The organism is Runella sp. R5_40, from assembly GCF_057652295.1.
Genome location: NZ_JBYFCH010000020.1, coordinates 96,647 through 115,550 on the forward strand (window position 1 = coordinate 96,647; position 18,904 = coordinate 115,550).

The following is an 18,904-nucleotide window of genomic DNA, read 5'->3' on the forward strand; positions in this document are numbered from 1 at the left end:
TTGAATAGCCACGCGCCAATCAGTGCCCAAAGCTCGTACCTTTGCCGCACTAACCAATTTATTGAGACATCAAACTCATGAAAACTCCTTTAGTTGAAAGTCTGCTGGGATGGACGTCATTAGGCTTCTTTGCGTTGTGGATTTTGGAATTTCGCCGTACCGAATTTGTAGATAGTTACTGGTTATTAATGCTTTGCTTGGCCTGTCTATGGGGATTCCAATACCTGCGCCGCAAACGTGGTGCTGAGCCTTTGTTGTCAAAATACACCCCCGAAAATCGCCAGCAAAAACCCAAGCCCAAAGCCACTATCAAGCCTTCGATTAAGAAGAAGAAATAGACGTTGGGAGTTTTGAATTACGAATTGGGAATTAGGAGGTGGGACGTAGATTCCTCCTTCGTCGGAATGACAAAAAACTGGAAACCTAAAACTCCAAACCCGAAACTAAAAACTAAACCAGCCAAAGGGTAAAAAAGAAAACGCCGTCACCTAGCCAACGGTAGCGTTCGTTTGGGAGTACTGAAGCCGATTTTCTTTTGAGGTAATCGTTGGCAAGGCTCATTACCGACACCGTGATTGCTGCCCTCACGCAATAGCGGTACGTCGTGCTGAATAGTACAACCGTGGCCACTGCGCACACACTAATGCTAATCCACATCAAAATTTTACTGACCGTTTCGGTTCCCCACGCAATGGCCAAGGTGTAGCCTTCTTCCATGTCGAAAGACTCAAACCAAGAGAATAATAGCAGATTTTGGAAAGCAACCAATCCAAAAAGCCCCATGAAAACTTTGCTTTCCCAAGGTGTTTCGGCGGATGCTGACAAAGCCGTCCACCAAACTCCTGCGGTATAAATCAAAGCAACAATTGGCTCTTTAAACAACTGAAAACCATCGGTTAACGTTGTTTTAAATATCACCACCAAATACCCCAGTACCAGCACTGCTAACGTCAGCCCAACGATAAACATCCCTTTGGGTAGCCAAAACAGACAAACAAGCCCTACTACCCCTAATCCAGCTAAGATTTTGAGCAACATCGGCTCATGTTGTGCGTGAAATCGGTGCCGTTGGGTATCAACCTTCCTCGATTTACGGTTGTCAAGCAAGCGATCGGTAACATAAATGGCGAACACCGCGATACCCACCAAAAGCGTCGAAGCCCACGAGACTTTCCCGTGTCCATCGGGCATACGCTGCGCAATGGTATGCGTAAGCATTGCGCCCGCTACCACATCCAAACTTAGCCAATGAGCCCGTTTTAAATAATAGCCAATAATAAATGCTGTAGTGTGCAGCCAGTTCATTCCTTACACTTTCGTCGAAGCAGCGCTCAGACTTTGTTTAATTTCTCGAATCCGTTCGTTAAAGTTCCAGTTGTGATAGTCCACGTTTGGTAAACAGGTCGCTTCCAAATAATCCATAATCGAAGGTGGATGCACCGTGCGTTTTCCCGAACGTACATCAATGTACTTAGAGGTTACCCAAAGTACATTTTTGAGTTGCGTCCGCGAGTCGTCCGTCATGTAGTATTCGGTGACAATGGTGTCTTCACTAAAATAAATCAAGCGCGACGTAATGCGCACCCACTCGCTCACCAGCGCAGGACGCACGTAGGCGATTTGGTGCTGATACACCACCCAGCTTTGGCCTAGTTCACGAAACAACCGCCCAAAATTAAACTCGTAGAGCTTAGCTACTTGGTCTTCACGGGCGTTGAAATAATAGTCAAAGTACTTAGCATTGTTGAGGTGTTGAAGCGGATCACAGTCTTGAAAACGAATCACCATCCGCGATTCGGGTTCTTTGGGATAATCTTTATGGGGTAGGCGCTCAAAAAACATGTGCGTGACGAATAGTTGATTTTTTGAAAAAGAAGGCAAAGTTACAACACGAATTGGCTCCTAAACCCTTGTCCACAAAAAATGATACTCTTTTATAAAAAATTGACAAATGTCAAGTGGTTGACCCGAGATTTAACCTAGCTTTGTCGTTATCAATTTCAGCCAATTCATTATCGCATTTATGAAACTATCCTCTTCTATTCTCGCTTTTACCGCCCTTTTTTCACCTTTTTTCGCGCTTGCACAAAGCTCCGTTGAAGTTACTTACACTGCCAACGACAAACGCGAATACACGTTTCAAGCCAAAAACACCAACGTTTGCGACTATACCGTCAAAGTCGAATTCACTGATTTGCAGGGCGGAAGCTGCGGATGTTCGTTGCCGTTTATTGAATCTATTTCACCTGGCCCCAGCACCTTATTCACGCTCAAACCGAACCAAAATAACCAAGGAATTTCGTTTCGCTTCGGTTATACTTACCTAAAAGGGCGAGTGCTGAACAAAGCCCCCAAGCCGTTTTTATACCTTTTCCCTTTTTCTTCGGCGGTGCCGCACAAGGCTTTTTTGTCGAAAAATATCATGGAAATGATTGCCAACAAAAAAGTGTCTAATTTCTACGGCATTGCTTTTCAAATGCAAAAAGGAGACACCGTTTTTGCCGCCCGTCGCGGGGTGGTGAGCCAAGTAAAAGATGCTTTTGATACCCATTCTGACGGAATTTGGTTCTCCAGCCAAACCAATTCGGTAGAGGTCTTTCACGGCGACGGCAGTTTTGCCAGCTACAATCGACTCAAAAAAGGTAACATGTTGGTCAAAGAAGGCCAAGAGGTAGAAGCGGGCGAGCCACTGGGCATTGTCACTGACGATACCTTTGAAGGAAGTGTCGTAGTTCAGTTTTCGCTGTATTATCTTAGCCGTGCGAGGGCTTTCAACCAAACCGAATATCCGTACGAATTCGTGGTTCCGTCGTTTTATTCACCCACCAATACTTCGGGCTTAGTAATGCAGAGCGGCGGCACCTATACTTCCGAATGGCCCGAAGCGATGGTCACCCAAGAAATGTCCAAGAAGGAAATCAAGCGCTGGAAGGGCAAACAAAAGTAGCTGAGGGTATATTTCCCCTCAATCTTTGGCATACCAAAAAGGCACCGCTACGTAATCAGTCCACACTTTTTTGGGCAGGCTGTCCACGTTCATCGTTTTAATGTAAAGCGTATTTCGGCCAATTTTACATTTTTCAGTACTCAAATACGTCCTCAACCCTTTGGTAGTACCCTGGTCTTCAAAGAAAAGCTCTACCGAATCGAAAGTACTATCGTTGAGGGCAATTTTAAAGTACTGATTAAAACACGCAAGCCTACTTTTGTCCACCAACAGCCGTTGCTTGTGCTTTTTGAGCGTATCAGGAAGCGTCGGTTCTTTACAAATCTTTGCTAAATCAGCGTCAAATACCTTACTGTAATTGATATACAGCTTCAAAAACGCCCCTTCGACGACGTCCGACTGAATGCTTGCGGCTTCTATTCTTTCGTTTTCGGGTCGCAGGTTATCGTAGAAATTGGGGGTTAATTTGTAGTCACTCGTGCCTGTGGAGTAAAAATTGCGCGATTCTAGGTGAGTAATGCCGTAATGTGTCAGCATTTTATCCAAATAAATAGAGATGGTCAAACCAAAAAAGAACACCCCAATAAAGCTAAGCGTGAAAAAGTATTTTTTACGAGGCAGATTCGACGCAAACGTAAAATTGATGTATTGAATGGGCTTATACATCCCCATGTACAACCACGTACTTTTATCAACGAATTGCATTAGGAGTTTACCAATCACTGGATGCTCTCTGTACTTTTCATTGGTACTAAGAAGGACAAGAACAAGACTACTAACCAATATGAGACCACCACTAACGAGAAAAATGGGTTTAGCCTTGCTGTAAAACTCAGGAAAAAACGTCTTGATACCCACCGTTCCCGTAAAAATCAGAAGGTATAACAGGGCGAGCATCAAACTAAATAGCACCAAAACAAAGGCAATGGAGAAAATTTGGCTGCTAAATCGGTCTAACCGAATGATAAAACCATCCAACGTCCCAAATTTCTTTTTGTAGGTTTCGGCCAAACTTTTGCTCGTATTGGGGATATTTTCGTAGTTGATACCCTGCGGGAACACCGCTCGAAGCCCGACGATGGCAATCCAAAAAGCTCGAAGTATAAAGTGAACCGCAAACGTAATAATCAGCAAATAGGCGGAGGATTTGGCAAAACTGTAGGCTAACAGCGGAAATACTTGATTGACAACGCTGCTACTCAGTTGATAGTTTTCAAAATAGCTTTCGATGGCAGTATCAGTCAATTCGGGGAGAAACGAGGTCGAATAAATAGCCGCCCCTGACACGACCAACTCTAAATTCCAACTTTGGTTAGATAATTCTTGAATCCAGTTACTTTTTTCGGGAGAAGGGGTTTCCATGCAATAGCCAATAAAGGTTTAGGTCACAACAAATGTAAAAATTAAATTGGCTTTTTACACACCAAAAGTCGTTTATCTCCATTGGCCAAGGTCGTGGCAAAAATGTAGGTAGAGCCCCCTTCTTTGAGTTTAAGCTTTTTACGTAATTCGTCGGTAGAAAGCGGAAAATTACGCACCGTCAGGTTGGCTTTTCCGTCGGGAAGAAACGGTGCCAATGCCTTGGTATCTACTTTTACGACGGCTTCCACCTGAAAAATCCGCCCAGGGAAATGCTCAACCAGCGTCTCTGACGTGTAAAGGTGGCTGTGGGGCGCTATTTTTTCCACGCCATACGCATTTGCCACCGACTTAAACGCTCCTGCTTTCAGTACCGAGGCATTGGGCTCGTAAAGGTAGGTCTGCGGATCGCTCAGCGTTACGGCTAAATTTGCCTCATTATTCCACTCAAAATCAAACGGTTGCACCGTGTCGTCCGACTTAAAATTAATCGTCCGTACCGTCGGGCTACCCGTGGATTGCGCCTCCGACGACAGTTCAAAAAGCAGCTCTTTGCACTCATTTTCTACCGAAACAACGTGAATGACCGACAGTTGAGGCAAGTCCAGTAAGGTTTGTTTGAGGTCGAGCAGCGGCGAGGCTTTGATGAGCAATCGCTTGGCTTTTTGCAAAAGAAGCGGCAGGTGCGTCACCACGTCGGGTTCGCAATCGCGCAGCCCTACCACGCGGCGGTTATCGGCCGAACGACGCGCGGGGTCGAGATAAATCCAATCAAAAACGGTATCGAGCGTTGGTAAAATTTCCAGCGAATTTCCTTGCAAGCACTGTACGTTTTGATGCCCTAGCACGTCTAAATTATACCTTGCCCGTTCCACCAATTCGGGCTTTTGTTCCACATAAAGCACTGACGTACAGTTTTTAGCAAAAAAAGAAACATCAATCCCCATTCCACCCGTTGCGTCCATCAGCGTCCCCGACACCAACGCCGCTTTGTAACGCCCCGTGGTTTCCGACGAACTTTGTTCTACCGAAACCGCAGGCGGAAAAATGAGTCGTTCTTCGGCATACCACGAGGGCAGTTTTTGTTTAGCTTTTTGGCGTGCCTCGATTTGGCGGATTTCAACTTCTCGATTTTTTCCATATTTGAGCAACAGCGCCGCCACCGACGCAGACAGGTGTTCCCGAATAAATTGGCGTTGTTCGTCTAGCAAAACCATTAAAAAACGTGGATTGGGGATGGTTGATGGCGCAAAAGTAAGGAGCATTTATCCAAAACAGAGAGAGCAACTTAGAATAAATTAGCTAGGTGGTGTCCATCTATTCACAGGTTCTTCCACTAAAACCGTTTTCAAAACTTCTCTTCAAAAGTGCTAATTGGGTACTTTTTTTACGCTCTATCAAAAAGAAAGACAGGCAAACACTCTCGCTAACCAACACCGCTCATTTGGAATGTGAATCCATGCGGCGGCATTGACAAAAATTGATAAATTGCCAAACCATTTGACAAAATAGAATCTGCTTTTGGAAACTCTAAAAAACTCCCAAAAGAATATCAACATCAAAAATTATGACTAAAAATTCAAAAAAAGCCGTTCTGCTAACAATTTTAATAGCTGTTTTTGGTGTGATTATCGGATTTCTCGGTGAATTAATGCCTGATAATTTCAAAAATAGTGTTGAAGTTTGGACAGTAGCACATACAGGAATGTCGTATTTGAAGGTCTGGATAATTGTTACCACTATTGTTGTCGCCATTTTTATTTATCTGGCTTGGAAAGAAGCTCTACAAAAAGAGAAGGAAGAACCTTCAGCGGGTAGTGCTTCAAGAATTGTGAAACAAGGGCCGAAGTCTATATATATTGAAAAAAATGAAGGTGACATAACCATAAGTTAAGCGGTACTCATGGAAAAAGTTTATCAATATGGTGAAAAGTCAGTGTTTGTTGAACAAAACACTGGAGCGATTTATATTCAAAATTCAAGTGGTGAAATCCGTATTATTGATACCAAAACCCAGGAAGGTTTAACCCAATTGAACAATGAATTTAAAGAGAAATTTGAAGAAATTTTAGGGATTTTAAGGGGCTTTACTACCAATAAAATCCCCCGCCTGCTCACCAACCCACCCTTCAACACCGACCTTTTCATCGGCAGGGAAAACGATTTGAACGACATTGAAGCCCAATACCAAGACCATAACCGACTTCTTGTTTTGGTGAATGGCGAAGGCGGTATTGGCAAAACCACGTTGGCGGCAAAGTATTGGTATGCCCACTCCGACCGCTACAAACATTTGGCTTGGCTCTATGCCGATGCGGGCATTGGGGCGGCTTTGGTGACGCTGAAAGGCGCTTTGGGCGTAGATTTTGAGCAAGATGATGATTTTGATGCGCAAATTCGCCGCATTACGGAGGCAATCAATAATTTGGACACACCCTGCTTGTTGGTATTCGACAATGCCAATAACGCTACTGATTTGAAAAAATATTACACCACGCTCCACCAACTCCCCAACTGCCATATCTTACTGACTTCGCGGGTGAGTCAAGTTGCGAATATGAAAGTGCACAAAGTCTTGCCTTTGACCGAAACAGAAGCCGTGACGTTGTTCAAATATTACTATCCAGCACTGCCCGATACCGACCTGCCGATGCTGCACGATGTACTGAAAGCAGTGGGCTACAATACGCTGGTGACGGAAGTGTTGGCTAAAAATATGGCAGTGTTTAATCGTTTTTCGGTACGATATACATTGGCGGATTTGTTGCACGATTTACAGGCAAAGGGTTTGCTGGCACTCAAAAACAAAACAGTAGCGGTAGTCTATGGCAGCAACATTCTGCGCGAAGCCGAGCCCAAAGACATCATCGCTGCCATGTACGATTTATCCTCGTTGAACGACGCGGAGCGTTACATACTGAGCAATTTTGCGGTGCTACCTGCCGAAAATATTGCCTACGCCATGCTCGCTGCCTTGCTCAACGCTAATGAAGTAGCTTTAGAAACTCCCCTCAGCAGTCTGGAAGAAAAAGGTTGGCTTGAATACCGAAAAACTGACAATACCTTTAAAATCAGCCCTGTTATTCAAGAAGTGACGCGCAGTAAAAATGCCGAACGTTTGCTCAATGACTGCCAAACTTTAGTCAATACCTTAATAACAGGACTGGACAATGACAACCGCCACACCGACAACTACCAACAGGCTGCTTTGTTTGCACGTTTAGGCTCAGTAGTGATTTATGCCCTACCTATTGATACTGATTTAGCTTATTTATCCCAAAATATCGGTAGTTATCACAAAGACACAGGCAATTTATATCTGGCACTACAAGCATATCAAAAAATGTTAAATATACAAACCGCCTTGTGTGCTGCCGAACCCGATAACGCCCATTTCAAAAACGGCTTGGCCATTTCGTTTGAAAAACTCGGCGATACTCACAGCAGCTTGGGCAATTTGGGTACTGCTTTGCAGTACTTTGAAAAACAGAATAAATTAAGTCAAGAACTCTACGCCGCTTATCCCCAGAATGTAAATTTCAAAAACGGTTTGGCGATTTCCTATGGAAAACTCGGTGAGACGCACAGCAGCTTGGGCTATTTGGAGAAGGTGTTGGGCTATTTTGAAGAATATAACCGATTAGAAAAAGAACTCTACGACGCCTATCCCCAGAATGTGTCTTTCAAAAACAGCTTGGCGATTTCGTATCAATATCTTGGAAATACACACAGCAGCTTGGGCAATTTGGAGAAGGCGTTGGGCTATTTTGAAGAATATAACCGATTAGGAAAAGAACTCTCCAACGCCTACCCCCAGAATGTGTCTTTCAAAAACAGCTTGGCGATTTCGTATCAATATCTTGGAAAAACGCACAGCAGCTTGGGCTATTTGGAGAAGGCGTTGGGCTATTTTGAAAAATACAACCGATTAGAAAAAGAACTCTACGACGCCTATCCCCAGAATGTGTCTTTCAAAAACGCCTTGGCGATTTCATATTCTAAACTCGGTGAGACGCACAGCAGCTTGGGCAATTTGGATAAGGTGTTGGGCTATTTTGAAGAATATAACCGATTAGAAAAAGAACTCTCCGACGCGTATCCGCAGAATGTAAATTTCAAAAACGGCTTGGCGATTTCCTATTCCAAACTCGGTGAGACGCACAGCAGCTTGGGCTATTTGGAGAAGGCGTTGGGCTATTTTGAAGAATATAACCGATTAGAAAAAGAACTCTCCGACGCCTATCCCCAGAATGTGGAGTTCAAAAACAGCTTGGCGATTTCATATGAAAGACTCGGTGAGACGCACAGCAGCTTGGGCTATTTGGAGAAGGCGTTGGGCTATTTTGAAGAATACAACCGATTAGAAAAAGAACTCTACGACGCCTATCCCCAGAATGTGTCTTTCAAAAACGCCTTGGCGATTTCCTATTCTAAACTCGGCTCAACGCACAGCAGCTTGGGCTATTTGGAGAAGGCGTTGGGCTATTTTGAAGAATACAACCGATTAGAAAAAGAACCCTACGACGCCTATCCCCAGAATGTGGAGTTCAAAAACAGCTTGGCGATTTCATATCAATATCTTGGAAATACGCACAGCAGCTTGGGCAATTTGGAGAAGGCTTTGGGCTATTTTGAAGAATATAACCGATTAGAAAAAGAACTCTATGCCGCCTATCCCCAGAATGTGTTTTTCAAAAACGCCTTGGCGATTTCCTATTCTAAACTCGGCGAAACGCACAGCAGCTTGGGCTATTTGGAGAAGGCGTTGGGCTATTTTGAAAAATATATTGAATTATCAAAAGAACTATACGCCGCCTATCCCCAGAATGTGGATTTCAAAAACGGCTTGGCGATTTCGTATGAAAAACTCGGTGTGACGCACAGCAGCTTGGGCAATTTGGACAAGGCTTTGGGCTATTTTGAAGAATATAACCGATTAGAAAAAGAACTCTACGCCGCCTATCCTCAGAATGTGTCTTTCAAAAATAGCTTGGCAATTTCGTATGAAAAACTCGGCTCAACGCACAGCAGCTTGGGCAATTTGGACAAGGCTTTGGGCTATTTTGACATTGAAACAAAACTATTTGAAGAACTCTACGCCGCCTCTCCTCTGAATGTGTCTTTCAAAAACGGCTTGGCTTTATCCTATCAGTGGTTGGGCTGGTTTTTTGAAACTGAAAAGAAGAATATAAAAAAAGCAAGGGAACAATACCTGAACTCTCAATTGCTCTTAAAAGAATTAGCATCAACTTATCCCAATTATGTCGAGTTTCAAGAGAATTTGAAATGGGTGGAAGATAAATTGGCTGAAAATTGACCCCCTCAGTATGTTCAGTTTCAACAGTTTTTGGAGATGGTGCAAAAGGATATAAAATCATTGGATTGAGTAACTCAGGATTAAGTAGTAAAGCAAAACTCCTAGAGTAATCCAAAGCGGCCCTGTCCGAAGCAAAAGGATTCAAACTTTATGAACGGATTTCTCTACTCTACAAAGGTTACGCTTCGCCGAAGCGATGTAAACTACTAATACACTGGAATTTATGCGCAACTGCTAAACTTACTATCTCAAACCTTTTCAATATATATATATGCAATATGCTGAAAATCAACGACTCTGTAAAAGTAAAACATGACATCAAAGACCCTGACAACGAGCAATTTGACCTCGCAAACTGGCAGGGGCGCATCATCGAAATAAACGCTTCTAACGCCGCTGAAGTTTTGGTCACCATCGCTTGGGACAGCCTGACCCTCCGTGCTATGCCCAAGCAGTTTGTGGAAGAAAGCATCCGCGATGGCTTGGATTTTGCAGAAATGACCCTACTTGCAGATGAAGTGGAGTTGGTCAAAGCACGAGACAATCCGCAAGATAGCAACGAGGTTGTTCAGGCATTAGAATCCGAAAACAGCTGGGCAGACTTGGGAGCGCAGGGAAAACGTATTCAGGCTGTCGAGGATGCCTGTGAACATGACTTCGCCCTCGTAGAACATTGGTTCGAATACTTAGAAAACAATGTCGAGCTACCCGTAAAAGCCCAGTACATCGGCAATTCAAACAGAAACCTTCGCTTCGGGGCAGAAATTTTAATCAACGGTTTTGCGGATGCTGACGACCATTACGGGCTGATTGGTTCGGCTATTTACCAAAAACGTTGGCTGCAAGTGCCCCTCTGCGACTTGAAAGTTCTCGAAAGTAGTAAAAAGACAGAGGCTTTGGAGGACTATATCGTTTGGTTTGCTAATCACTAATCGGCACAAATATGAGATACGTCGCTCAAACGCACTTATTTTGTGTAGTTTGAGCGAAATATAATCTGAAATAGGTATGCAAGAGGCTATTATTGGGCGAAAAGCCGAACTCCAACTACTGCAAACAGCACTGCTTTCATCCAAAGCTGAACTGATAGGTACACCAAATGGCTTGTTTCAAATATAGTGACACCAAATTAGAAATATTTTGCCTCCCCAAAAACACAGGCATTGTCATCGGGGCTGACTGCGGGAACACATTCTTCATTTGTCTGTTTGGAAGAAGGCCATCTGAATTTGCGGTTCGCTAAGGTACGACAAATACATTTTCCAATATTTGTCACCTAATTCTTTCCCGTATTGTATCGTCAAAAAATCAGTAATACTATAGTTGGTGTCAGGTATGTAGGGATCCATCATCCATGAATATGTCCAAGTTGAGTCTTTATTTGGCCTCACAGGGGTCATCCATCGGACAGTTTTGTTATGAGCAATTTTCATAGGGTCTTCGCTACGTTTTTGTGCTGGGTAGAAGATTTCATCAATCCATTTTTCAAAATCTTTCTTAGCATCATTCTTGATTTTTACAATGATTATTAAAACTTTTTCACCCTTTTCTGCTCTATTTTTCATTTTATCGGTCGTTTGCCAATAAGCTACATCACGCGTTTTAGTTTCCTGCGAAAATCCTATCATTGGCACCATCAAGAACACCACAAGCATTGTCCTGTAAAAGCTTAAAATTGTACCCACAAGCATTGACTTTTTCATTATTTTACACATTTTAGGTTGAAGAAATCTGTTTGAGTTTTTTGCCACTGAACTAACTCTACCAAGAGCCAATTTAAACCAATAGAGGGTTGTTTTTGAGCAAAGTTTACAAGGCTAACGGCCAAAGAATCAAAAGTGATTGATATGGTAGTTTAGCCTACTTGACAAAGATCAGAAGAGCATACAGAAAAACTTCTCATGGTTTTCCATGAAATCCACTCATGGAAAACCATGATTTTTGAGACAAAGGCAAGCAACTCTTCCAAGCTAACTTACGTCGTCCTCCATATCTCCTCAAAATTCCCTAATTTTGCACTCCATTCTTACAACGGATAGATATTGAGATGAAAAAGAAAGTTGAGATTCTTGCTCCTGCCAAAAACCTGTACCAAGGAATGGCCGCTATCAATGCAGGGGCAGATGCTGTATATATTGGCGCACCGCAGTTTGGCGCCCGAACCAATGCCACCAACTCGGTCGAGGACATTGCTGACATGGTACGTTACGCCCACCTTTTTAAGGCAAAGGTGTTTGTCGTTATCAACACCATTTTGTACGACGAAGAACTGGCCACTTGCCAAAAACTGATTCACGAATTGTACAAAATTGGCGTGGATGCACTTATCATCCAAGACATGGCTATCTTGGAAATGGATTTGCCACCCATCGTGATTCACGCCAGTACGCAGGCCAACAACCGCGACGCCAAACACGTCAAATTTTTGGCCGATGCAGGCATGAAACGCGCCGTATTGGCCAGAGAGCTGAACTTAGACCAAATCCGCGAAATCCACGAGGCTACCGACATCGAATTGGAGTTCTTTGTGTCGGGGGCATTGTGCGTGTCGTTTAGCGGAAACTGCTACATGAGCGTGGCCAACGGCGAGCGAAGTGCCAACCGTGGTTCTTGCGCCCAAAACTGCCGCTTGCCCTACCAACTCATTGACGGCAAGGGAGAAACGTTGATTTCCAACAGCCATTTGTTGTCCATCAAAGACTTGGATTTGAGCGACCAACTGCCCAATTTGATTGAGGCGGGTATCACTTCCTTCAAAATCGAAGGGCGTTTGAAAGACATCGTTTATGTAAAAAATAACACGTCGTTTCTCCGTCAAAAATTAGACGCATTTTTGGCCGAAAACGGCGACAAGTACGAAAAAGCCTCTTCGGGTCGCACGTTCTACAACTTTGAACCCCAAATGGACCGAAGTTTCAACCGAGGTTATACCGATTATTTTGTCAATAAAAGAAAGGAAAAGATTGGTTCGTGGGAAAGCCCCAAATCGCAAGGGCAGTACATTGGCAAACTGTTGGAAATCAAAGGAAAGGGCTACGTCATTGAGAACTTTGAAGAACTCAACAACGGCGACGGCCTTTATTTTATCAACGAAGAAGGCGTAGCCGACGGAGTTCAAATTAACGTCATTTTCAATAACCTCGTCATTCCAAACACCTTCAAGCCGCTTCCTGTGGGAACGGTCATTTATCGAAATTCGGATTCGGAGTTCAATAAAATGGTGGAAAAAGAAAACAGCGCCGTGCGCAAAATTGGCGTTTCGTTGTATTTTTCTGAAACCGCCGACGGCTTTCAGCTACTCGCCATCGACGAAGACGGACACCAACACAGCTCGACGCTCACCATCGCCAAAGAACTAGCGCGAACGGAAGAGTCGGTGATCCCGAACATCAAAAAGAACTTGGCAAAAACGGGTAATACGCCTTTTGAAGTGGACACGATGGAAGTAGCATTTAGCCAAAACTGGTTTTTACCTACGTCAAAAGTCAACGAAATCCGCCGCGAAGTACTTGAAGAATTGGCCGAGATTCGGGTGCGTGATTACCACCGCGAAACGTTTCAAATCGAAAAAACAAACCACCCCTACCCCGTTCAGAAGCTTGACTTCATGTACAATGTGGCCAATCACATGGCACGGGAGTTTTACCAACGTCATGGTGTGACGGAAATCGAAAAGGCATTTGAATTGCAATGGGATCCAGGCAAATCGCGAGTGATGACCACCAAGTACTGCGTCAAGTACGAGTTGGGCAAATGTGCGCGGTTCCAACGGGCGACCATGGGCGAAAAACTGACCGAGCCTCTCACCCTAAAACACGGCGAAGTGGAGTACAAATTGCGGTTTAACTGTAAGCCCTGCGAAATGGAAATTTGGGAAAAAGATGCCGAGTTGGAGTACGAGGACGAAGACCAACAATTGGGCTACATCGAGAAATGGTAAATCACAAGGAAGCCCTGAGTGTAAGATAAAACGGCACTTCTATGTATTCTTTGGAATTGTTAAGAATCAGCTCAGCGGTTTTTTGTCCCATCAACTCAAAATCGGCCGAAATCGTCGTAATTCCGTCAAGAATAATGCGCTTGAGGGGGGTCTCGTTGTAAGAAATGATACCCACCTCTTGCCCTACTTTCAGGGTTGAAGCCAAAGCCTTCTCTACCAGCACAATCAGGTCATTTTCGGTAATACTGATATACACTTCTCCCGCCCGAATAGGCTCATTCGTAATACCACTTATCACCTCAAAATCAAAGGAATACTGATGGCAAAAGAGCGACAGCCCTTCTAATATTTCTTTGGGATGGTGGGATTCTTGCGGGAAAATAATGTTGATTTTTTGGTACTTCGACAAGGCTTCTAATGCTTGTTCGAGGGCGTTGTAAATGTCTTTTTCAAAGTTTTGGCACACCGAACCGTACTTTCCCTTTATTCCCGAAATCGGCTTATCGACGATAATCACTTTCTCGCGCGGAATGGTGTCGTTGATGACTTCATGGGCTTTTTCTCCCCCCTCCGTAAAGTGCGGAATGATGACGTAATGCGTGTAGTCGTGGCTATTGGTTTGGAGCAGTTTTTTAAAATAATTGAAGTCATTGTTATAAATATAAAAATCAATCGTGACGCGCTCTCCTAATGCCGATACGAGCGCATCGTAGATGATTTTTTTGTGCGCGTTCAATTTATTGACCAACAAAAAAATCTTTGGATGCGGGTGAATCACCGTGCTTTTGACAAAATATCCTTTGCCAGGAACGGAGTCAAGCATTCCAATTTTTTTGAGGTACTTATACCCTTTTTCGGCCGTGTCGCGCGAAATATCCGATTCAAAACTCAGTTCGTTAATCGACGGCAAAATCTCGTCTTTTTCCAACTCCCCTTTGCTAATGGCAATCAGGATGGAGTTGGCCACTTGTAAATACTTAGGCGTTGCCGAGTGACAATCTACGGAAATGAGTTCGATTAAAGGTCTTTTTTTCATTGCATTTTTACGTTGGTCAACCAACCTTCATAGTCACCCGCAATCGTGGAATTGGAAAGGTTGGGTTCGAGGTACGTCTTGTCGCTGTGCAACTGGGCAATTTCTTCTATCGACGCCCAAAGCCCACTCCCAAGGCCCGACAAATAGGCTGCTCCCAAGGCCGAAACATCGGCAAGACCGATGGTAGCGACGGGTTTTGCCAACAAATCGGCTAAAAATTGTACCACAAAACCGTTGGAAGTCATTCCTCCGTCCACCATCAACTCTTTGAGTTCGACTTCAGTATCTGATTCCATCGCCGAAATAATGTCTTTGATTTGATACGGAATCGACTCCAACGCCGCCCGAACGATGTGGTTTTTGGAGCTACCAAACGTCAAGCCCGAAATCGACGCTTTGCGTTTCATGTTCCAATGGGGAGCGCCCAAGCCGCTGAATGCAGGCACGAGATACACCCCGCCGTTGTTTTCTACCGCCCGTGCCATGGCCTCAGTGTCGCGGCTGTCTTGTATCAAACCCAGTTCGTTTTTAAGCCATTCGATGGTTGCGCCGCACGTTACAATAACGCCTTCTAAGGCATAATCTACTCGTCCTTCTACGCTCCAACAAACCGTCGTCATCATTCCTTGGGTCGAGTTTTTACGCTCGCTGCCCACGTTCATCAAAATCGAACAGCCTGTTCCCAAGGTCGCTTTGGCCGTTCCCGACGAAAAACAACCTTCCCCAAAAGCTGCTGCGTGGCTGTCGCCTATCATGGCGGTAATGGCCACGGGAGTGTCAAAAAGTCCTTCAAAATCGGAAACACCAAACTCAAACGCCGAGGGTTTTGGTTCGGGCAAATGGACGTTAGAAAGTCCAAACGCTTCTAGCAACTCGACATCCCACGCAAGGGTATCTAAGTTGAAAAATAACGTGCGGGAAGCATTGGTATAATCCGTCAAAAACTGCCGTCCTTGGGTGAGTTTGAACAACAACCACGTATCGACCGTTCCAAAATACGCACGTCTTTCGGCAATGGCGGTTTTGACGCTTTCCACATTTTCGTTGAGCCACATTACTTTTGTTCCCGAAAAATACGGATCAATAATCAATCCCGTTTTGGCGCGAACGCTACCCTCTAACCCTTTGTTTTTCAACGATTCACAAACTTGAACGGAGCGTTTACATTGCCATATCACGGCATTATGCAGCGGCTGTCCGTTTTCATCCCAAAGCACAAACGTTTCGCGTTGGTTTGAAATCCCCACCGACTGTATATCGGCTGTTTTTCCTCCTTTTGACGTAAACGCTGCCACGCACTTCCGTACCGAGGTGAGTACGTTTTGATAGATTTCTTCAGGGTCTTGCTCAGCAAAACCTTCGCCAAAATAATGCGTTTTTAAAGGTTCTGATGCCCGTGCGACGGCATTGCCTGCTGCGTCAAAAATCAACGTTTTGGTGCTACTCGTTCCTTGGTCGATGGAGAGAATATAAGCCATTTTAGTATGCTATTTGGTGTGGATAACCCTCCCAAGGTTTGGAACCTTGGGAGGGTTTCACTTATCCATTTTATAGAGATAGACCCTCCAAGTCTTGGAGACTTGGAGGGTCTTATTTATCCGTTTTTGGAATTTGCTTTATCAATAATGACGGCCAACAAAATCACGAAACCCTTAACCACTTGCTGCCAAAAAGGGGAAACGTTGAGCAACACCAAGCCGTTGTTCAATACACCGATAATGATAGCGCCCAACACTGTTCCCCAAATGCTCCCTTTCCCACCCGAAAGCGATGTGCCGCCAATGACCACCGCCGCAATTGAGTCCAGTTCGTAGCCCGTTCCTGCGTTGGGTTGGGCCGAATCGAGGCGCGAAGTCACCATGAGTCCTCCTACGGCCGCCAAGGCGCCTGCGATGGTATAAACAATAATTTTGACCTTGTTGATATTGATTCCCGACAAAAGCGAGGCGTTTTCGTTGCCACCAATGGCGTAGATGTAACGCCCTAATTTGGTTTTGTCCGATAAAAAAACCGCCAATGCCACTACCGCCGCACTGATCCAAACAGGTACAGGAACGCCTAAAAACCAGCCTGTTCCCATGTAGGCAAACTGCTCGCCCAAGCCACTGATGGGAAAGCCTTTGGTCCAAAGCATGGTAAGGCCGCGGGCGACGGTCAACATGGCCAACGTAGCCACAAAAGAGGGGACTTTGAAGCGGGTAATGACAAAACCGTTGAAAAACCCTAACAACGCGCCCGTCAGAACTCCCGCTAAAGAAGCCCCCAAAAGTGTGAATCCAATGTAAAGATTTTGAGAAGGCAGTTCGATGCCCATTTTGAACAAACCCGCCGTAATCGCCCCGCACAAGGCCAAGACCGAACCCACCGACAGGTCAATTCCTGCCATTAGCACCACGAGGGTCATGCCCACCGACAAGCAAATGTTGACGGAGATTTGACGGAGGACGTTCCAAAAATTAGAAACTGTGAAAAATTTGTCGGACAACAACCCGATGATGAGGCACAACACAAAGAGTGCAATCAGGGGTTGTAGCTTGGATAAACGCTGTTTTTGAGTTTCAAGGGTCGTTTGCATATTTTTTCTTTTGTGACATTCATTCTGAAACACATAGAAATCAATAGAATAAACACATAGAAAATAGAGAAAAAAACTTTGTTTTCTATGTGAAAAATCTAGGTGAGCTATGTGGTCACTCTGTACACTTTATTTCTTTGAAATGGCTGCTTTTAAAAGTTTGTCTTCGGTGGCATTTTCGATGGGTGTTTCGAGGGTCAATGTTCCTTCCGACAACACTAAAACTCGGTCCGAAACCGCAAAAATTTCGGGGAGCTCGGAGGAAACCATCAGAATCCCCAATCCCGACGCCGCCAACTGAAGTATCAACTTATAAATCTCGCTTTTGGCGTGTACGTCAATGCCGCGTGTGGGTTCGTCGAGGAGCAGAATTTTGGGATGCGTGGCCAGCCATTTTCCCAAAATCGCTTTCTGTTGATTTCCGCCGCTCAGGTTTTTGATTAATTGCCCCGACGACGACGTTTTTATTCCTAATTCTTGGATGTACTTGGTCGCCAGTTGCGTCTCGGCTTGGGTGTTCAGCACACCATTTTTCTCGACATGATACCCCAACGACGCCAAACTGATGTTTTGTTTTACATCCATGATGGGCACGATGCCGTCTCGTTTTCGGTCTTCGGGCACCAACGCCAATCCTGCTTTTACGGCCTCGACGGGTGAGGTAATTGCTACTTCTTTGCCCTCAATTCGCACCGTACCCGTGGTCAAAGAAGGATATAGGCCAAAAAGTGCTTCAAAAAGCTCCGTTCTCCCCGCTCCCATCAAGCCAAAAATACCCAAAATTTCGCCCCGTTTAAGCGTAAACGACAGGTTATCAAGCACCAGCTCAGGGCGTTTAGCTGCGCGTTTGAGCGAAAAATGTTGGACGCTCAGAAGTTCCTCTTGGGGCACCGACAACGCAGGTTTTTGATGCACAAAAATCTCCCGCCCCACCATTTTTTGAATCAATTGGTCGTGATTCATGCCTGCCATTTCGCCCGATTCAATCGACTTGCCATCGCGCAGCACAATGTAGCGGTCGGCAATCCGAAACAGCTCGTCGAGCTTGTGCGAAATGTAGGCAATGGTTTTATTTTCTTGCTTCAACTCATTGATGATGTCAAACAACGTCTCCACTTCTTGGTCGGTAATGGCCGAAGTGGGTTCGTCCATGATAATCACTTGAGGGCTGAGCAACAGCGCCTTCGCAATTTCAACCAGTTGTTGTTGTCCTACTTTCAACTCATAGACTTGGGTTTCAGGAGCAACGTCGAGTTTGAGTTTTTGGAGTAACTCGGTGGTCGTTTGGCGCATTTTTTTCTTATCCAATGTCCCCCAAATCGTCTCAATTTCTTGCCCCAAAAAGATGTTTTCCGTAATGCTCAGGTACGGAATCAGGTTGAGTTCTTGGTGAATGATGGCAATTCCTGCGTCTTGGGCTTCTTTGGTATTGGCAAAACGGACGGGACGTCCGTTCCACAGAAGTTGCCCTTCATAGGTTGGATAGACGCCCGAAAGGATTTTCATCAAGGTGGACTTTCCCGCGCCATTTTCCCCCAAAATAGCATTGACTTTGCCCTCGTGGAGTTCGAGGCAAACGTTGTCGAGGGCTGTGACGCCCGAAAATCGCTTGGTAATGTTTTCGGCAACTAACACTTGTTTTTTATTTGTTTTTGGGGTTACTTATACGTTGTAAACGGACATCTTCTCGAATATTTACGTTTGCAACGCACGCAGTAAAAAGGTTTTAT

The 18,904-nt window shown here is 44.7% G+C and carries 15 protein-coding genes; 6 read left to right on the top strand and 9 right to left on the bottom strand.

Annotated features, from left to right (window positions below):
- Nucleotides 1-77 precede the first annotated feature (77 nt).
- Complete coding sequence (locus AC23N5_RS24830) at nucleotides 78-338, top strand: hypothetical protein (RefSeq protein ID WP_037299073.1); 261 nt, start codon at nucleotides 78-80, stop codon at nucleotides 336-338.
- A gap of 112 nt (nucleotides 339-450) precedes the next feature.
- On the opposite strand, the gene AC23N5_RS24835 is transcribed toward AC23N5_RS24830, so the two are convergent.
- Nucleotides 451-1,305 (bottom strand): UbiA prenyltransferase family protein, encoded by an 855-nt coding sequence (locus tag AC23N5_RS24835; protein ID WP_487757687.1) that lies wholly within the window; start codon nucleotides 1,303-1,305, stop codon nucleotides 451-453.
- Nucleotides 1,306-1,308: 3 nt separating this feature from the next.
- Nucleotides 1,309-1,842 carry an acyl-CoA thioesterase gene (locus AC23N5_RS24840; RefSeq protein ID WP_183979708.1) on the bottom strand — a complete coding sequence of 178 codons (534 nt, stop codon included), beginning with the start codon at nucleotides 1,840-1,842 and terminating at the stop codon, nucleotides 1,309-1,311.
- Between the two features lie 181 nt (nucleotides 1,843-2,023).
- Between AC23N5_RS24840 and AC23N5_RS24845 the strand changes: the two genes are divergently transcribed.
- Complete coding sequence (locus AC23N5_RS24845; RefSeq protein WP_487757688.1) at nucleotides 2,024-2,947, top strand: M23 family metallopeptidase; 924 nt, start codon at nucleotides 2,024-2,026, stop codon at nucleotides 2,945-2,947.
- Between the two features lie 18 nt (nucleotides 2,948-2,965).
- Here the strand turns inward: AC23N5_RS24845 and AC23N5_RS24850 are convergent, their stop codons facing one another.
- Both AC23N5_RS24850 and AC23N5_RS24855 read right to left on the bottom strand, forming a co-directional pair.
- On the bottom strand, nucleotides 2,966-4,309 hold the full coding sequence (locus AC23N5_RS24850; protein WP_487757689.1) for a hypothetical protein: 1,344 nt from the start codon (nucleotides 4,307-4,309) through the stop codon (nucleotides 2,966-2,968).
- A gap of 41 nt (nucleotides 4,310-4,350) precedes the next feature.
- Nucleotides 4,351-5,571, bottom strand: coding sequence for a THUMP-like domain-containing protein (locus tag AC23N5_RS24855; protein WP_487757690.1), 1,221 nt, complete (start codon nucleotides 5,569-5,571; stop codon nucleotides 4,351-4,353).
- A 302-nt stretch (nucleotides 5,572-5,873) separates the two neighbouring features.
- Here AC23N5_RS24855 and AC23N5_RS24860 point away from each other — a divergent pair, with 302 nt between their 5' ends.
- The 3 genes from AC23N5_RS24860 to AC23N5_RS24870 all read left to right on the top strand — a co-directional run bounded on the left by AC23N5_RS24860 (nucleotide 5,874) and on the right by AC23N5_RS24870 (nucleotide 10,555).
- Entirely contained in the window at nucleotides 5,874-6,200 is a 327-nt protein-coding gene (locus AC23N5_RS24860) for a hypothetical protein (protein ID WP_487757691.1), read from the top strand.
- A gap of 9 nt (nucleotides 6,201-6,209) precedes the next feature.
- On the top strand, nucleotides 6,210-9,623 hold the full coding sequence (locus AC23N5_RS24865; protein ID WP_487757692.1) for a tetratricopeptide repeat protein: 3,414 nt from the start codon (nucleotides 6,210-6,212) through the stop codon (nucleotides 9,621-9,623).
- A gap of 278 nt (nucleotides 9,624-9,901) precedes the next feature.
- Nucleotides 9,902-10,555 carry a calcium-binding protein gene (locus AC23N5_RS24870; protein WP_487757693.1) on the top strand — a complete coding sequence of 218 codons (654 nt, stop codon included), beginning with the start codon at nucleotides 9,902-9,904 and terminating at the stop codon, nucleotides 10,553-10,555.
- 264 nt (nucleotides 10,556-10,819) lie between these two features.
- Here AC23N5_RS24870 and AC23N5_RS24875 read toward each other — a convergent pair whose 3' ends face one another.
- Nucleotides 10,820-11,326: a hypothetical protein gene (locus AC23N5_RS24875; RefSeq protein ID WP_487757694.1), complete on the bottom strand. Its 507-nt coding sequence runs from the start codon at nucleotides 11,324-11,326 to the stop codon at nucleotides 10,820-10,822.
- A gap of 344 nt (nucleotides 11,327-11,670) precedes the next feature.
- Between AC23N5_RS24875 and AC23N5_RS24880 the strand changes: the two genes are divergently transcribed.
- Complete coding sequence (locus AC23N5_RS24880) at nucleotides 11,671-13,563, top strand: peptidase U32 family protein (protein ID WP_487757695.1); 1,893 nt, start codon at nucleotides 11,671-11,673, stop codon at nucleotides 13,561-13,563.
- Between the two features lies 1 nt (nucleotide 13,564).
- Here the strand turns inward: AC23N5_RS24880 and AC23N5_RS24885 are convergent, their stop codons facing one another.
- The 4 genes from AC23N5_RS24885 to AC23N5_RS24900 all read right to left on the bottom strand — a co-directional run bounded on the left by AC23N5_RS24885 (nucleotide 13,565) and on the right by AC23N5_RS24900 (nucleotide 18,809).
- Nucleotides 13,565-14,599 (bottom strand): GntR family transcriptional regulator, encoded by a 1,035-nt coding sequence (locus AC23N5_RS24885; protein ID WP_487757696.1) that lies wholly within the window; start codon nucleotides 14,597-14,599, stop codon nucleotides 13,565-13,567.
- Nucleotides 14,596-16,077, bottom strand: coding sequence for an FGGY family carbohydrate kinase (locus tag AC23N5_RS24890; RefSeq protein ID WP_487757697.1), 1,482 nt, complete (start codon nucleotides 16,075-16,077; stop codon nucleotides 14,596-14,598). Before AC23N5_RS24890 ends, AC23N5_RS24885 begins: the two co-directional genes overlap by 4 nt.
- A gap of 116 nt (nucleotides 16,078-16,193) precedes the next feature.
- Nucleotides 16,194-17,174: an ABC transporter permease gene (locus AC23N5_RS24895; protein ID WP_487757698.1), complete on the bottom strand. Its 981-nt coding sequence runs from the start codon at nucleotides 17,172-17,174 to the stop codon at nucleotides 16,194-16,196.
- Nucleotides 17,175-17,303: 129 nt separating this feature from the next.
- Nucleotides 17,304-18,809 carry a sugar ABC transporter ATP-binding protein gene (locus AC23N5_RS24900; protein WP_487757699.1) on the bottom strand — a complete coding sequence of 502 codons (1,506 nt, stop codon included), beginning with the start codon at nucleotides 18,807-18,809 and terminating at the stop codon, nucleotides 17,304-17,306.
- Nucleotides 18,810-18,904 lie beyond the last annotated feature (95 nt).

Excerpts from the sequence above, each read along its gene's own strand:
- AC23N5_RS24850 (WP_487757689.1), bottom strand. The coding sequence starts at position 4,309 with ATGGAAACCCCTTCTCCCGAAAAAAGTAACTGGATTCAAGAATTATCT.
- AC23N5_RS24840 (WP_183979708.1), bottom strand. The coding sequence starts at position 1,842 with ATGTTTTTTGAGCGCCTACCCCATAAAGATTATCCCAAAGAACCCGAA.
- AC23N5_RS24895 (WP_487757698.1), bottom strand. The coding sequence starts at position 17,174 with ATGCAAACGACCCTTGAAACTCAAAAACAGCGTTTATCCAAGCTACAA.
- AC23N5_RS24890 (WP_487757697.1), bottom strand. The coding sequence starts at position 16,077 with ATGGCTTATATTCTCTCCATCGACCAAGGAACGAGTAGCACCAAAACG.
- AC23N5_RS24855 (WP_487757690.1), bottom strand. The coding sequence starts at position 5,571 with ATGCTCCTTACTTTTGCGCCATCAACCATCCCCAATCCACGTTTTTTA.
- AC23N5_RS24835 (WP_487757687.1), bottom strand. The coding sequence starts at position 1,305 with ATGAACTGGCTGCACACTACAGCATTTATTATTGGCTATTATTTAAAA.
- AC23N5_RS24885 (WP_487757696.1), bottom strand. The coding sequence starts at position 14,599 with ATGAAAAAAAGACCTTTAATCGAACTCATTTCCGTAGATTGTCACTCG.
- AC23N5_RS24875 (WP_487757694.1), bottom strand. The coding sequence starts at position 11,326 with ATGAAAAAGTCAATGCTTGTGGGTACAATTTTAAGCTTTTACAGGACA.
- AC23N5_RS24845 (WP_487757688.1), top strand. The coding sequence starts at position 2,024 with ATGAAACTATCCTCTTCTATTCTCGCTTTTACCGCCCTTTTTTCACCT.
- AC23N5_RS24865 (WP_487757692.1), top strand. The coding sequence starts at position 6,210 with ATGGAAAAAGTTTATCAATATGGTGAAAAGTCAGTGTTTGTTGAACAA.
- AC23N5_RS24870 (WP_487757693.1), top strand. The coding sequence starts at position 9,902 with ATGCTGAAAATCAACGACTCTGTAAAAGTAAAACATGACATCAAAGAC.
- AC23N5_RS24830 (WP_037299073.1), top strand. The coding sequence starts at position 78 with ATGAAAACTCCTTTAGTTGAAAGTCTGCTGGGATGGACGTCATTAGGC.
- AC23N5_RS24880 (WP_487757695.1), top strand. The coding sequence starts at position 11,671 with ATGAAAAAGAAAGTTGAGATTCTTGCTCCTGCCAAAAACCTGTACCAA.
- AC23N5_RS24860 (WP_487757691.1), top strand. The coding sequence starts at position 5,874 with ATGACTAAAAATTCAAAAAAAGCCGTTCTGCTAACAATTTTAATAGCT.